Origin of the sequence: Parvularcula lutaonensis, assembly GCF_014651915.1 — a bacterium.
GTDB lineage: Bacteria > Pseudomonadota > Alphaproteobacteria > Caulobacterales > Parvularculaceae > Parvularcula > Parvularcula lutaonensis.
On the sequence record NZ_BMXU01000001.1, the window covers coordinates 1,078,111 to 1,091,907 of the forward strand.

Here is a 13,797-nt window from a genome sequence, read left to right on the forward strand (position 1 = left end):
TTAACCTAGGGCTTCTTCGAGGAGGGCCTCGAGTTCGTTCTTGTGTTGCTGGGCGTGGCCGGTGGCCGGCGAAGCGGCGGCGGGACGACCTGCGTAGCGGGCGCGGCGGTGCTTGGCATCAATCTGCTCGAGCACCCATTCAAGGTTCGGATCCATGAAGAACCACGCCCCCATGTTCTTCGGCTCTTCCTGGCACCAGACCATCTCTGCATCCTTGAAGCGGCGCAGCTCCTTGATGAGCGAGCCTGCGGGAAGCGGATAGAACTGTTCCACACGGAGAAGGTAGATGTCGTCGGCGCCGCGCCTCTCGCGATCCTCGAGCAGGTCGTAATAGACCTTGCCCGAACAGAGCACGACGCGCTTGATCTCGTTGTCCGGTTTCAGCGTGAGCGTCGAACCCGGATTATACTCCGCATCATCCCAGAGAAGGCGGTGGAAGGTCGAACCGGGGCCCATCTCCTCGTAGGTCGAGACCGCTTTCTTGTGCCGCAGCAACGACTTTGGCGTCATCAGCACGAGCGGCTTGCGGAAGTCGCGCTTCATCTGACGGCGGAGAATATGGAAATAGTTCGCAGGCGTCGTGCAGTTCGCGACCTGGATGTTGTCCTGTGCACAGGCCTGCAGGTAGCGCTCGAGACGAGCGGAAGAGTGCTCCGGACCCTGACCTTCGTAGCCGTGCGGCAGGAGAAGCGTCAGGCCGGACATCCGCAGCCATTTGCGTTCGGCCGAGGAGATGAACTGGTCAAAGATGATCTGTGCGCCATTGGCGAAGTCGCCGAACTGCGCCTCCCACAGGACTAGCGTTGTCGGGTCGGCCAGTGAGTAGCCGTACTCAAAGCCCTGCACCGCGAACTCGGAAAGGTTGGAATCGATGACCTCGAACTCCGCCTGGTCGTCCGAAAGGTGACGAAGAGGCGTCCAGCGTTTTTCCGTCTTCTGATCGACAAAGCTTGCATGGCGCTGGGAGAATGTTCCGCGTACGGAGTCCTGTCCCGAAAGGCGGACACGGTAGCCCTCGGTGAGCAGGCTACCGAACGCCAGTGCTTCAGCGGTCGCCCAGTCGATGTTCTTGCCGGTCTCGAGGGTCTTCTTCTTGGCGTTCAGGATCCGGCCAAGGGTCTTGTGGATGGTGAAGCCCTCGGGAACGTAGGTCAGCTTTTCGCCAATGCCCCTGAGCTTCTCGACGTCGACAGCCGTGTCGCCCTTGCGCTCGTCATCCTGTGGCGGCCGGAAGCCCTTCCAGCGTGCATCGAGCCAGTCGGCCTTCGTCGGTTCATACGCCTTGCCCTTCTCGAACTCGCTTTCAAGGAAGGCGCGGAAGTCCGAAATCTCTTTCTCGACCTCCTGTTCCGTGACCAGCCCTTCCTGCACGAGGCGGTCGGCGTAGAGCTCACGGGTCGTCCGCCGGTTGCGGATCTTCGCGTACATCAGCGGCTGGGTGAATGCAGGCTCGTCACCCTCATTGTGGCCGTAGCGGCGATAGCACCACATATCGATGACCACGTCGTGGCCGAACTCCATGCGGAACTCGGTCGCAACCTTGGCGGCGAAAACAACCGCCTCCGGATCATCACCGTTGACGTGGAAGATCGGCGCCTCGACCATCTTGGCGACATCTGACGGATACGGAGAGCTTCGCGAGAAGCGCGGACTCGTGGTAAAACCGATCTGGTTGTTGACGATGAAATGGATCGTCCCGCCGGTGCGGTAACCCTTGAGCTGGGTAAAGCCGAAGCATTCCGCAACGACGCCCTGCCCGGCGAAGGCCGCATCACCATGCAGGAGGAGCGGAAGCACGTGGGTCCGCGCGACCTTGATCCTCTCGCTCGGCTTGGTCATGTCCTGCTTCGCGCGGCACTTGCCGAGAACGACCGGGTCCACGGCTTCAAGGTGCGAAGGGTTGGCCGCGAGCGACAGGTGGACTTTGTTGCCGTCGAACTCACGGTCAGAGGACGCGCCGAGGTGATATTTCACGTCACCCGATCCGCCCACGGAGGAAGGAATGGCGGCACCTCCCTGGAACTCGTGAAAAATCTGGTGGTAGGGCTTGCCCATCACTGCAGCGAGGACGTTGAGCCGGCCGCGGTGCGGCATTCCGAGATCAATCTCCTCGACACCGAGCGCGCCGCCGCGCTTGATGATCTGCTCGAGCGCAGGAACCATCGACTCGCCGCCGTCGATACCAAAACGCTTCGTGCCCTGATATTTCACATGGAGGTAGTTCTCGAAGCCTTCCGCCTGGATCAGCTTGCTGAGGATCGCCTTCTTGCCCTCGGGGGTGAACTTGATCTCCTTGTCCATGCCCTCAATCCGGCTCTGAAGCCATTGCTTCTGGTCCGGGTCGGTGATGTGCATGAACTCAATGGCGAAGGTGCCGCAATAGGTCCGGCGCAGGATCTCGAGGATCGTCCGCAGGCTGCCGGTTTCGAGGCCGAGCACGTTGTCGAGGAAGATCTCGCGATCATAATCCTTTTCGGTGAAACCATAGCTCGCAGGATCGAGTTCGGGATGCACCTCGACCTCGCGGAGCCCGATCGGATCGAGATTGGCGATGAAATGGCCCCGCACACGGTAAGCGCGGATCAGCATCAGCGCCCGGACGCTGTCCCGGACAGCGGCCTGCACGTCAGCAGTCGAAACACCTGCGGGCTGTTTCTCTGCAATCTTCTTGGCCAGCTTGTCGGCGACACCTGCCCAGTCACCGCTAAGGGCGGCTGTCAGATCGTCACCAGGCCGTCTGGGCCAGTCGTTGCGGCGCCAGCTGGGACTCTGGGCATTCTGCTTGGCAATATCCTTACCGTCGCCAAATGCATCGAAATAGGCGCGCAGGGCGGGGTCGACGCTGTTCGGATCTTCCGCATACCGCGCATATTGCTGCTCGAGATAGACAGCGTTTGCACCGGACAGGAACGAGATGTCGTCTGCAGCCTTCCGGTCATCAAAGTCGGAGCCTGGGCTTCCGTCGTGAGCCATTTTTTGGCCGTACCTTCGGTCGACTGCGGCGGTGCCGGCCACCGCAGAAAGTCAATCATACAGAATGGGCCCGGAGCCCACGCCCTACATAGAGGGCAAGTGTCGAGACGCAACAGCCTGCGACCTAGGCTGCCGCGTCCCAATATTGCGTTACAGTTGCCCCTGTTCCTTGAGCAGTTCGACCAGCGTCGTGCCAAGGCTGGCTGGCGTTGGCGCAACGCGGATACCCGCTTCCTTCATGGCCGCGATCTTCGATTCGGCTGTATCCTCGCCGCCTGACACAATGGCGCCGGCATGGCCCATGCGGCGGCCCGGAGGCGCGGTGATACCGGCGATGAAGCCAACGGTCGGCTTCTTGATCTTGTGCCCTGCAAGGAAGCGCGCAGCATCCGCCTCGGCGGAGCCGCCAATTTCACCGATCATGATGATCGACTTGGTCTCGTCGTCGTTCAGGAACAGCTCAAGGACATCGATGAAATCCATGCCCTTGACCGGGTCGCCGCCGATGCCAACGCAGGTCGACTGGCCAAGGCCCGCATTCGTGGTCTGGTGCACCGCCTCATAGGTCAGCGTGCCCGAACGCGAGACGATGCCGACCGAGCCGCGGCGGTGGATGTGGCCCGGCATGATACCGATCTTGCACTCGTCAGGGGTGATGACTCCGGGGCAGTTCGGGCCGATAAGCCGGGTCTTCGAGCCATTGAGCGCGTCCTTCACCCGCACCATGTCGAGGACCGGGATGCCTTCCGTGATCGTGACCACCAGCGGCATCTCCGCCTCGATCGCCTCGATCATCGACGCAGCGGCGAATTTCGGTGGCACGTAGATCACCGAGGCATTGGCGCCGGTTTCGGCCATGGCCTCGGCCACCTTGTCATAGACGGGGAGTGTCGCGCCTTCGGCCACACCGCTGCCGACCCAGGTCTGGCCGCCTTTGCCCGGCACCACGCCGCCGACCATTTTCGTGCCGTAGGCGATCGCCTGCTCGGTGTGGAAGGTCGCGGTCTTGCCGGTCAGGCCCTGGCAGAGGACTTTCGTGTTCTTGTCGACGAGAATGGCCATCGGTGCGGTTTGCTCCTTCGAGGGAATTTGCTCGCTCGATAAGGAACGCCGGGCCGTTGGGCAACAGGGCAAAAGACAAGCAACAGACGAATTCGGATCTGGAACTATCCCGATCCCTTGAGTGGACCCGACGGCAGCGCTCTCGACGGGCTGCAGGGACAATCCTATGGCGCACCGTGCTCAGCCCGATCGGCCTTGTCATCCGCCGGGAGCGGAACAGGACCCGAACCAGCGTGTTGGTCAGGTAGCAAGCTAATTTGGAGGCTAGCTATGGCACATCAATCCGCAACCGAGACCAAGGCCGAAGGCGCCGGCGACAAGCTGAAGGGCCAGATCAAGGAAGGCATCGGCGAAGCGACCGGCGATGATGACCTGAAACGCCAGGGCAAGCGCGAGCAATCGCAAGGTGCCCTGAAGAAAGCCTGGGGCAACATCAAGGAAGCGTTCTCAGGCTCCAAGCACTGACAGCCGGTGTAAAGACAAAAGGGCCGGAAGCGGATGCTTCCGGCCCTTCTCGATTCTCGCCAGATGAAGGGCCTCAGCCCTTCACCGCTTTCACGATCTTTTGCGCCGCATCTTCGAGATCGTCAGCACTGATTACGTCGAGATCGGAGTTGTTGATGATCTCCTTGCCCTTCTCGACATTCGTGCCTTCGAGGCGAACGACGAGCGGGACGGAGAGACCGACTTCCTTCACCGCGGCGAGGACGCCCTCAGCGATGACGTCGCATTTCATGATCCCTCCGAAGATGTTGACGAGAATGCCTTCGACACCGGGGTCGGAGGTGATGATCTTGAAGGCCTCGGTCACCTTCTCCTTGGTCGCGCCGCCGCCGACATCGAGGAAGTTCGCAGGTTCCGCGCCATAGTGCTTGATGATGTCCATCGTCGCCATGGCAAGGCCGGCACCGTTGACCATGCAGCCGATATTGCCATCGAGTTTCACGTAGGAAAGATCGTGCTCGGACGCCCTGATCTCGAGCGGGTCCTCCTCTGACAGGTCGCGCAGTTCGAGGATGTCCGGGTGCCGGAAGAGCGCGTTCGGATCGAAGCTGACCTTTGCATCGAGGACACGGATGTGATTGTCGGGCATGACGATCAGCGGGTTGATCTCCAGCATCGCCATGTCCTTCTCGGTGAAAGCTTTGTACAGCGCGCGGACGAGCTTCTTGCCTTCCTCGGCAGCGGTGCCTTCGAGCTTCAGGCCCTGGACGATCTTCTCGGCGACCTCGTCAGTGACGCCCTGGGAGGGCTCGACCGGCACGGTGACGATTTTCTCGGGGGTCTCCTCGGCGACGGCTTCGATGTCCATGCCGCCTTCGGTCGAAGCGATGAAGGCCACCTTGCCCAAGGCGCGATCGACGAGGACCGAGAGGTAGAGTTCCTTCTCGATGTCGGCGCCCTCTTCGATGTAGACGCGACCGACCTGCTTGCCTTCTTCGCCGGTCTGGACCGTCACGAGCGTCTTGCCGAGCATCGCCCGTGCCTGCTCGGCAGCTTCCTCGGCGGACCTTGCCAGGCGCACGCCGCCGCCCTCTCCGGCTTCTGGCTCTTTGAAGTGGCCCTTGCCGCGGCCGCCTGCATGGATCTGCGCCTTGACGACCCAGAGCGGTCCGGGCAGCTCCTTCGCCTTCGCTTCGGCTTCGTCAGCATTCAGAACGATGACGCCGTTCGCCACCGGTGCGCCGTAGGACTTCAGGAGTTCTTTCGCCTGGTACTCATGGATGTTCATCGCGCGTCCGTCTCTTTCCTTGGCCTCGATCAAGGCCGCTCGCATTCGCGGCGCTTATGGCAGTGGTCAGGCGAGGCATCAACGGCTGTCTCGCGGCGAAATGACGGGTTCTTGAGGCCGGTTGTGACGCAATCACTCTTGCACCCATCGCGTGTTCCTGATGGGATTGGACAGGGGTAGGAGGGAATTGAAAATGCCTGAAAATGAAAGAGATGCCGTCTCGAGCCTGACAGAAACAACGCTCGATACCTACGCGCAGCTTTTCACCCTCGCCTGCAACGTCTTGAAGCTGCCATTCACCTTGCCCGGCGATGCGGAACATTCGGGGACAGAGGACGGGGGGCCTGCGGGCTCGCACCTGACCGGACCCGAGGTTGCGCCGGAATTCAACGCCCGAGGGCGCGAAGCGTTGGCTCGTTACCAGGACGGCCACCAAGGCTCCTGCGACATTCCGACCTTCAACGACATCGACCCCGACTGCGACGCCCCCGCGAATTTCGGCGTTTGAGCCGGCGGGATCACGTCTGCGCGCGCGATCCGCATTTCCCCGGCACTTCTGGGCCGCGAGGTGTTTCCCGGACAACCGTCGAAGGAAGCACGCAATGAACCCGTTCAGCCTGTGGATCAAAAGCATCGAGCTGACCCAAACTTGGTTCAAGGCCAGCTTTGACATGGCGCAATCGGTTGTCGGCACGGGACTTGGCGGGGCCGGAACGCTGCAGCCAGCCCGCAGCCAGCACCAGCTGCCCGGTCACGCTTCGCATGCTGACATCCTGAACGAGGCATCCAACAGGGCACTCGCCACGCGAAACCTCGACCCAAAAGTCGAAGTCACGGACATTCCGCAGGCTCCGCCCGGGCTTGAGATCAAGAACGGAAGCTCAGCTCGCTGACCGAAGCGCATCGCGCGCTGCAATGGTGCGTTCGATCCATCCGCCGCCGAGCACCCGACTCGATTCAGGCTCATAGAAGACACAAGCCTGACCCGGCGCGACGCCCGCCTCGGGCTCACCGAGATCGACGAAAACGCCCTGGTCGTCCCGGCCCAGGGTCGCCGGCCCTGGCTGTCGGGTCGACCGGAGTTTCACGCGCACCGGCTTGCCCGTCGGCACTTCCGTGCCGTCGCCAATCCAGTTCACCTCCTTGAGGCGGACACGGGAAGTCAGGAGCGACGCCTGCGGGCCGACAACGACCTGTTTCTTCTCCGCATCTAGGCGGACGACGTAAAGAGGCTCCTCGAGACCGCCGACACCCAGCCCGCGCCTCTGGCCCACAGTGTAATGAATCACGCCTGCATGGCGACCCAGCACGTCGCCGTCTTCGGTGACGATCTCTCCGGGCTCTGCCGCACCGGGGCGCAGGCGCTCGACCACCGAGGTGTACTTGCCCTCTGGCACGAAGCAGATGTCCTGGCTGTCCGGCTTGTCGGCGACCTCGAGCCCCATTTCCTCGGCGAGCGCACGGGTCTGCGCCTTCGGAAAACCGCCCAGGGGAAAGCGCAGGAAGTCGAGCTGCTCGCGGGTCGTCGCGAACAGGAAATAGCTCTGGTCCTTGCCTGCATCCTCGGCCCGGTGCAGCTCCGCTCCGTTCGGGCCTTCGACGCGGCTGATGTAATGGCCTGTCGCCATCGCCTCAGCGCCCAGTTCCCGCGCGGTGGTCAGGAGGTCCTTGAACTTCACGGTCTGGTTGCAACGAACACACGGGATCGGCGTCGCGCCGGCCAGGTAGGTGTCCGCGAAGTCTTCCATCACGCTCTCGGAGAAGCGGTCTTCGTAATCGAGCACGTAGTGCGGGATGCCGATCTGCTCGGCCACGGCCCGCGCATCGGCGATGTCCTGCCCGGCACAGCAGGCCCCCTTCTTCTGGACCGCCACGCCATGATCGTAGAGCTGCAGCGTGATGCCCACGGCGTCATAGCCCGCTGCCTTGACGAGAGCGGCGGTCACCGAGCTGTCGACACCGCCGGACATCGCCACCACCACCCGGCTGCCTTTCGGCACACCGAGATCAAGGCGATCGGCCACTTCGCTGAGGGTGAGCATGGTCATGGCGGCCAGATAAGCCATCCCGATCACGAACGGTAGAGGCGGGATCGCGCGTCTTTGGCCACAAGATTGCAGGGAATCCGCGGATCGCGGGCGAGGTTGGGGATTTTACATCACTTCTTTGTGGAAGAGCCCCCTCACCTGTGGTTGAGACAAACGAGAACAAACAGGGGCGGCCTCTCGCGGTCGCGCAGGGATTATGCGTAACAAGCTTTCGAAACTGGCCATTGGCCTCCTTGCAGCAACGGCGATCAGCGCCGCAGGCATCTCCGGCGCGCAGGCAGGCGACGCCGAAGGCCGCTATGCCGTCAAAGGCATCGGGCTGATGCCCTGCCAGACCTTCGTCCAGGCCGCCCAGGCAGGCCAAGGCCCGGAAGTTGCCCTCGCGATGTCCTGGCTTTCTGGCTACCTCACGGCCGCCAACATGCTCCTCGATGGCACCTATGACCTCGTGAGCTGGCAGAACGAGGCGATCCTCGCCAACGCGCTGGTCCAGACCTGCGCTGCGCTTCCGGACCAGCCGCTCGCCGTCGCCGCGACGCAGGTCATCCGGACCCTAGGCCCGGACCGGGTAGCGACGGCAGAGCAGCCCGAGCGGATCGTCGTGGGTGATAACCAGACCGCGCTCTACCCTTCGGTCGTCCGCAAGCTCCAGCAGGCCCTCAAGGATGCCGGACAGAACGTCACCGTCGACGGGGATTTCGGCCCGGGCACCCGCACGGCCATCACGGCGTACCAGAACGCCCGCGGGATCGAGGCCACCGGCTTCCCGGATCCCGTCACACTCATCAGCCTCTTCGCAGGCCAGCTCCCGCCGCAGCAGGCGGCCGCCCAGCCGCGTCCGCAGCAGCCCCTGCCCCAACCCCAGCCCCAGCCGCAACCGCAGCCGCTGGACATGGAGCCGGTGAAGCCGGCCCTTGGCGGACCGGGCCGCTAGGACTTAGCTCAGGCCGATTTCCCGGAGGCGTTCCGCTAGGAATTCGCCTCCGGTGATGTCGTCCATCTCCGTCCCGTCACGGAACTGCGGGAAGACCGACAGCACCGCCTCGGGCTTCGGGTGCAAGAAGAACGGCATCGAATAGCGCGAGATATTGGGTCCTTCGGGGTTCACGACCCGATGGGTCGTCGCAGGGATCCTCTGATTGGTGATCCGCGCCAGCATGTCCCCCGCGTCGGCGATGATCGCATTCGCAGGCGCCTCAACGGCGCGCCAGTTGCCGTCCCGGTCGAGAAGCTCCAACCCTGCCGACGATGCCGAAACCAGGAGGGTGATCAGGTTGATGTCCTCATGCGCCGCCGCCCGCACGGCCTTGGGATCCGCATCCTCCGCAACCGGAGGATAGTGAAGAAGCCGCAGCACCGAGTTGCCCCCGGCCGCCATCCTGTCAAAGGTATCCTCGGCCACATCGAGCGGCTTCGTTAGCGCACGGAGGATGTCCAGCCCCACCCGATCGAGCTCGTCATAGAGCCACGCCACCTCGCGCTCGAAAGCTTCGGGTCTCTCCGGCCACACATTTGGTGCGATCGACTCGCGACCGACATGCCAGAATTCCTTGAGGTCCGGGACATCGTTGCCCTTGGCATTCTCCCGGCCGAAGGCGGTGTAGCCCCGCTGGCCATCCTTGCCGACGACGTATTTCTCCTTCTCCTCGGTGGGGAGCGCGAAGAAGTCCTCGACGGCCCTGTACGCGTCCTCGAGCCGCGACAGGTCGATCCCGTGATCGGTGATCACGACAAAGCCGGTATCGGTCAGGGCCTTGTAAAGCGCATCAGCGTCAATGCCGTCCCTGATCGACAGGACGGGAACGGCGGGTGTGTTCTGCGAATCCATGCGCCCCGCTAGCGCCCGCAAGGCACCCTCGTAAAGTCTCACAAGGGTCAGCAAAAATCCTTACAGCGCCGCGGTCTTCTCACTTTCCCCGGCGTCACTTAAGTCCCCCGGCATGACAATCCACAGTTCCGTTCTCGGTGCCATCGGGAACACGCCCCTCATCAAGCTCCGCCGCGCCTCGGAGGAGACCGGCTGCACCATCCTCGGCAAGGCGGAGTTCCTGAACCCCGGCCAGTCGGTGAAAGACCGCGCCGCCCTGAAGATCGTGGAGACGGCGGAGGCCGACGGCAGCCTCAAGCCGGGCGGCACCATTGTCGAAGGCACGGCGGGCAACACCGGTATCGGCCTCTGCTTGGTGGGCAAGGCCAAGGGCTACTCGGTCAAGATCGTGATGCCCCGCACCCAGTCCAAGGAGAAGAAGGACGCCATCCGCTTGCTCGGCGGCGAGCTGATCGAGGTCGACGCGAAGCCTTACGCCGACCCCGGCAACTACATCCACGTCTCCGAGCGCCTCGCGAAGGAGACCGAGAACGCGATCTGGGCCAACCAGTTCGACAACACCGCCAACCGTCAGGCCCATGTCCAGACGACCGGCCCCGAGATCTGGCGCGACACCGAAGGCAAGATCGACGGCTTCATCTGCGCCGTCGGCTCCGGCGGCACCCTCGCAGGGGTCGCGCAGGCCCTGCGCGCGAAAAAGCCGGATGTGGTCATCGGTCTCGCCGACCCCTACGGCGCCAAGCTCTTCGATTATTACACCAAGGGAGAACTCACCACGGAGGGCGGCTCGGTCATGGAAGGCATCGGCCAGGGCCGCATCACCGCCAATCTCGAAGGCCTCGAAATCGACAGGCCCTTCCGTGTCGCTGACGCCGAAGCCCTCGAAACGATATTTCAGCTCTCGGAAGAAGAAGGCATGTGCCTCGGCGGATCGGCCGGGATCAACGTGGCTGGCGCCGTCAAGCTCGCCAAGGACATGGGACCGGGGCACACCATCGTCACGGTGCTCTGCGATTACGGCAACCGCTACCAGTCGAAGCTCTTCAACCCTGAATGGCTCCGCGAACGCGACCTGCCTGTTCCGAAATGGTTGGTGTAAGGATGGATCAAACCGATATTCCTTGGTCGACGCAGCCGGATTCCGGGATCCGGACGGCACCTTCCATGGGTTTCCGGCGCGCTCCCCGACTCCCTTGGAAAGGCAAGGCAACCAATCCATGAGTGCCGCCCCCAACACCCCCTGCGAGCGCCACGAGGTCACGATCCACTACCTCGAACAGCGGGAGCCCAAGGCCCACCCGCCGCTGCCGACCCCTGCCCGCAAGCTTGCCATCATGCGCGCCGAGAAGCCGCCCGTCGGGTTCTACCGCTTCCTCTTCGACGGCATTGGTGAGCAGCACCGCTGGGTGTCCCGCCGTTACCTTTCAGATGAAGACCTCAAGCGCCTCATTCACGACCCTGAGACATATATCTATGTGCTGTATGCGGAGGGCTCGCCCGTGGGCTTCGGTGAGATCGACGGCCGCGAGCGCGACCACGCCGCGATCAAGTTCTTCGGCCTCCTGCCGGAGGCGCAAGGACAGGGCCTTGGCCGCTGGTTTTTCCGGGAGATCACCGAGCTCGCTTGGCAGCTTCGCCGGGGGCGCGTGATTATCGAGACCTGCAGCCTCGACAATCCCCGGGCACTGCAGATCTACCAGCTCGAAGGCTTCACGCTCTACGATCAGGCAACCGGCATCATCGAGTGGCGCGGATGAAGGAAGACACCAAGCTCTGTCACGTCGGCCGGCCGCGCGAAGGCGTACGGATGGTCAATCCGCCCGTGGAGCGCGGCTCGACCGTCATGTTCCCGGATTATGACACCTTCCGTGAACGCAAGCGCCCGCGCTATTACGGCCGTCACGGCACCGATACCCATGATGCGCTGAAGGAGGCTGTCGCCGAGCTGGAAAGCGCGGCCTCGGTGACGCTGACCAGCTCGGGCCTCTCGGCTGTCTGCCTCGCAATCCTCGCCTTCGCCGAGCCGGGTACGGACATTCTGGTCACGGATACGACCTATGACCCCGTGCGCAGCTTCTGCGAGCAGTTCCTGAAACCCCGCGGGGTCAGCGTGCGCTATTACGACCCGCTGGTCGGCACCGGCATCAAGGATCTCATCAGGCGAGAGACCGCCCTCATTCATACCGAGAGCCCCGGCTCCCTGACGTTCGAGGTGCAGGACCTGCCTGCGATCTGCGAAGCGGCGGGCAACATTCCCGTCACGGTCGACAACACTTGGGGGGGGGGCGTTTTCCTGAAACCGCTAGAGTTCGGCGCGGCGATCTCGATCCAGGCGGCGACGAAATACATGGGCGGGCACTCCGACGTTTTCCTCGGCACCATCGCCAGCCGGACCGAGAAGGTCGGCCAGAAGATCTTCAAGACCGCCCAGCTTCTCGGCAACGCGACCTCGCCCGACGACGTCTACACCGTCCTGCGAGGCCTCCGCACCCTGCCCCTGCGCCTGCGCGAGCATGAGCGCCAGGGCCTTGCCCTCGCCCGCTGGCTCGAGGCCCGTCCGGAGGTTGCGAAGGTCCTTCACCCCGGCCTTGAGAGCCATCCGCAGCATGCTCTCTGGAAGCGCGATTTCTCCGGCGCGTCAGGGCTCTTTTCCGTTATCCTCGAGCGCGGGGACGAAGGTTTTGTCCGCAAGTTTATCGACAGCCTTAATCTCTATGGCCTCGGATACAGCTGGGGCGGGTATGAGAGTTTGTGCCTTCCCGCGTGGCCAAAATCCTGTAGGAGCGCGACATCCTGGGACGTCGATGGCCAACTCCTCCGTTTTCACGCGGGGCTTGAGGCCATTGACGACTTAACCAACGATTTAGCACAGGCGTTCGATAAGGCGTCTGTGGAGGCGAGACCGTGAGAAGCATTGGTATTGCCGCTGTGCTGGTGTTGCTCGCCGCGTGCGAGACCACAGGGCTGCCCGAAGGTCTCGCGATCGCCCGACCCAACCGGAACGCCGCGCCCGGAACCATCATCCAGACAATTCCCAGCGGTGCCACACTGATTTATCCTGACGGCGAATGCCTGACCCCGTGCCGCGTGGATTACAGCCGGGAGATCGAGGTCATCCTCGGCAAGGCCGGCTACAAGCCGCTGGCGCTGACGATTCCGGTCGGCGCGGCCGATGCCGAGTTCGAGCTCGAGCCCGTGGGCCGCAGCACCGCCGTCCAGGAGGAGAGCTTGCCCGAGCTATGAGCTTCAAACCGACGGCTCTGGCGCGGGACCTCATCAACGCGGAAGGGCCAGATGCGGAGCAGCTGCTCAACAGCGTGCTCAGTGCAGACGTCTCGGGCAAGAAGCCCGGCGACATCGTCTATGCCTGTCTCCTGACACCCCAGGGGAAGGTGCTCGATGTCATGTACCTGCACCGGCTCACCAATGGCTTCCTGATCGACGTCTTCCAGGGCCGCGGCGCGCCGCTGGCCAAACAGCTCAACATGTACAAGATGCGCGCCCGCGCGACCTTCGAAAAGGTCCCCGGCGGTGTCTTCGTGGCGCCTGACCACCTCGCACCGGAAGATGCAGGCAGCGACCCCAGAATGGAGGGGCTAGGCAAACGCTGGTACACCCTAGGCCCCCTCGTGGAAGGCCCGAAAAACCCCAGCTTCTTCCAGCTCATGCGCCGCCTCGGCATCCCCGAGTTCGGCCTCGACTATCATTCAGGGGATGTCTTCCCGATGGACGTCAATCTCGACGCCCTCGGCGCCGTCGACTACAAGAAAGGCTGCTTTGTCGGTCAGGAAGTGGCAAGCCGCATGTTCAGGAAGGGCGAGATCAGGAAGCGCACGCTAAAGGTCTACGGCGACGCCGACCTCCCCCGCGGCACCACCCTGCGCCAGCGCGGCAACATCGTCGGCACCGTCACCTCGATGATCGGCGGCGAAGGCCTCGCCATCATGCGTCTCGACCGCATTCAGGGTGCGGAATGCTTCGCCCTCCACAACGGCTTCGACCTGCAGCTGAAGATCCGGAAGCCGGCTTATCTTGCGTGAGCGGACAGTGCACCCTCCGATCTGGCGGCAGGTCCTAGTCGCCATCGTCATTGCCACGAACGTAGCCAACGTCCCTTTTTTCGTTCTTTTCGGTCCCTTCGCGATCGTCGCTTG

Annotated in this window: 14 protein-coding genes; 9 read left to right on the top strand and 5 right to left on the bottom strand. The window is 63.1% G+C overall.

Annotated elements, in window-relative coordinates; all coding sequences use genetic code 11:
- The gene (locus tag IE053_RS05155; RefSeq protein ID WP_189572818.1) at nucleotides 1-2,973 is read right to left on the bottom strand and encodes a 2-oxoglutarate dehydrogenase E1 component; all 2,973 of its coding nucleotides are present in this window, start codon (nucleotides 2,971-2,973) and stop codon (nucleotides 1-3) included.
- 150 nt (nucleotides 2,974-3,123) lie between these two features.
- Complete coding sequence (gene sucD / locus IE053_RS05160; RefSeq protein ID WP_189572821.1) at nucleotides 3,124-4,035, bottom strand: succinate--CoA ligase subunit alpha; 912 nt, start codon at nucleotides 4,033-4,035, stop codon at nucleotides 3,124-3,126.
- A gap of 270 nt (nucleotides 4,036-4,305) precedes the next feature.
- Between sucD and IE053_RS05165 the strand changes: the two genes are divergently transcribed.
- Nucleotides 4,306-4,500 (top strand): CsbD family protein, encoded by a 195-nt coding sequence (locus IE053_RS05165; RefSeq protein WP_189572824.1) that lies wholly within the window; start codon nucleotides 4,306-4,308, stop codon nucleotides 4,498-4,500.
- A 73-nt stretch (nucleotides 4,501-4,573) separates the two neighbouring features.
- Here the strand turns inward: IE053_RS05165 and sucC are convergent, their stop codons facing one another.
- A complete protein-coding gene (sucC, locus tag IE053_RS05170; protein WP_189574768.1) occupies nucleotides 4,574-5,767 on the bottom strand; it encodes an ADP-forming succinate--CoA ligase subunit beta in 1,194 nt (397 codons plus the stop codon).
- 193 nt (nucleotides 5,768-5,960) lie between these two features.
- On the opposite strand from sucC, the gene IE053_RS05175 reads away from it, so the two are divergent.
- Together IE053_RS05175 and IE053_RS05180 are read left to right on the top strand one after the other, a co-directional pair.
- The gene (locus IE053_RS05175) at nucleotides 5,961-6,275 is read left to right on the top strand and encodes a hypothetical protein (RefSeq protein ID WP_189572825.1); all 315 of its coding nucleotides are present in this window, start codon (nucleotides 5,961-5,963) and stop codon (nucleotides 6,273-6,275) included.
- A 94-nt stretch (nucleotides 6,276-6,369) separates the two neighbouring features.
- Complete coding sequence (locus tag IE053_RS05180; protein ID WP_189572829.1) at nucleotides 6,370-6,660, top strand: hypothetical protein; 291 nt, start codon at nucleotides 6,370-6,372, stop codon at nucleotides 6,658-6,660.
- Here IE053_RS05180 and mnmA read toward each other — a convergent pair.
- On the bottom strand, nucleotides 6,649-7,815 hold the full coding sequence (mnmA, locus tag IE053_RS05185; RefSeq protein ID WP_189572833.1) for a tRNA 2-thiouridine(34) synthase MnmA: 1,167 nt from the start codon (nucleotides 7,813-7,815) through the stop codon (nucleotides 6,649-6,651). The two genes, IE053_RS05180 and mnmA, sit on opposite strands and share 12 nt — an antisense overlap.
- Before the next feature lie 196 nt (nucleotides 7,816-8,011).
- Here mnmA and IE053_RS05190 point away from each other — a divergent pair, with 196 nt between their 5' ends.
- Nucleotides 8,012-8,749, top strand: a complete 738-nt coding sequence (locus tag IE053_RS05190) for a peptidoglycan-binding domain-containing protein (protein ID WP_189572835.1) — start codon at nucleotides 8,012-8,014, stop codon at nucleotides 8,747-8,749.
- 3 nt (nucleotides 8,750-8,752) lie between these two features.
- On the opposite strand, the gene IE053_RS05195 is transcribed toward IE053_RS05190, so the two are convergent.
- A complete protein-coding gene (locus IE053_RS05195) occupies nucleotides 8,753-9,643 on the bottom strand; it encodes an isopenicillin N synthase family dioxygenase (protein WP_189572838.1) in 891 nt (296 codons plus the stop codon).
- Nucleotides 9,644-9,755: 112 nt separating this feature from the next.
- Between IE053_RS05195 and IE053_RS05200 the strand changes: the two genes are divergently transcribed.
- The 5 genes from IE053_RS05200 (at nucleotide 9,756) to ygfZ (ending at nucleotide 13,683) form a co-directional block, all read left to right on the top strand.
- Nucleotides 9,756-10,742, top strand: coding sequence for a cysteine synthase A (locus IE053_RS05200; RefSeq protein WP_189572841.1), 987 nt, complete (start codon nucleotides 9,756-9,758; stop codon nucleotides 10,740-10,742).
- A 118-nt stretch (nucleotides 10,743-10,860) separates the two neighbouring features.
- Nucleotides 10,861-11,400 (top strand): GNAT family N-acetyltransferase, encoded by a 540-nt coding sequence (locus IE053_RS05205; RefSeq protein WP_189572844.1) that lies wholly within the window; start codon nucleotides 10,861-10,863, stop codon nucleotides 11,398-11,400.
- Entirely contained in the window at nucleotides 11,397-12,551 is a 1,155-nt protein-coding gene (gene metC / locus IE053_RS05210) for a cystathionine beta-lyase (protein ID WP_189572847.1), read from the top strand. The genes IE053_RS05205 and metC overlap by 4 nt, the downstream gene beginning before the upstream one ends.
- Nucleotides 12,548-12,886, top strand: coding sequence for a hypothetical protein (locus IE053_RS05215; RefSeq protein ID WP_189572849.1), 339 nt, complete (start codon nucleotides 12,548-12,550; stop codon nucleotides 12,884-12,886). Before metC ends, IE053_RS05215 begins: the two co-directional genes overlap by 4 nt.
- Complete coding sequence (ygfZ, locus tag IE053_RS05220; RefSeq protein WP_189572852.1) at nucleotides 12,883-13,683, top strand: CAF17-like 4Fe-4S cluster assembly/insertion protein YgfZ; 801 nt, start codon at nucleotides 12,883-12,885, stop codon at nucleotides 13,681-13,683. The genes IE053_RS05215 and ygfZ overlap by 4 nt, the downstream gene beginning before the upstream one ends.
- Nucleotides 13,684-13,797 lie beyond the last annotated feature (114 nt).

Coding starts and splice junctions, on each gene's coding strand:
- IE053_RS05155 (WP_189572818.1), bottom strand. CDS start 2,973: ATGGCTCACGACGGAAGCCCAGGCTCCGACTTTGATGACCGGAAGGCT.
- sucD (WP_189572821.1), bottom strand. CDS start 4,035: ATGGCCATTCTCGTCGACAAGAACACGAAAGTCCTCTGCCAGGGCCTG.
- IE053_RS05165 (WP_189572824.1), top strand. CDS start 4,306: ATGGCACATCAATCCGCAACCGAGACCAAGGCCGAAGGCGCCGGCGAC.
- sucC (WP_189574768.1), bottom strand. CDS start 5,767: ATGAACATCCATGAGTACCAGGCGAAAGAACTCCTGAAGTCCTACGGC.
- IE053_RS05175 (WP_189572825.1), top strand. CDS start 5,961: ATGCCTGAAAATGAAAGAGATGCCGTCTCGAGCCTGACAGAAACAACG.
- IE053_RS05180 (WP_189572829.1), top strand. CDS start 6,370: ATGAACCCGTTCAGCCTGTGGATCAAAAGCATCGAGCTGACCCAAACT.
- mnmA (WP_189572833.1), bottom strand. CDS start 7,815: ATGACCATGCTCACCCTCAGCGAAGTGGCCGATCGCCTTGATCTCGGT.
- IE053_RS05190 (WP_189572835.1), top strand. CDS start 8,012: ATGCGTAACAAGCTTTCGAAACTGGCCATTGGCCTCCTTGCAGCAACG.
- IE053_RS05195 (WP_189572838.1), bottom strand. CDS start 9,643: ATGGATTCGCAGAACACACCCGCCGTTCCCGTCCTGTCGATCAGGGAC.
- IE053_RS05200 (WP_189572841.1), top strand. CDS start 9,756: ATGACAATCCACAGTTCCGTTCTCGGTGCCATCGGGAACACGCCCCTC.
- IE053_RS05205 (WP_189572844.1), top strand. CDS start 10,861: ATGAGTGCCGCCCCCAACACCCCCTGCGAGCGCCACGAGGTCACGATC.
- metC (WP_189572847.1), top strand. CDS start 11,397: ATGAAGGAAGACACCAAGCTCTGTCACGTCGGCCGGCCGCGCGAAGGC.
- ygfZ (WP_189572852.1), top strand. CDS start 12,883: ATGAGCTTCAAACCGACGGCTCTGGCGCGGGACCTCATCAACGCGGAA.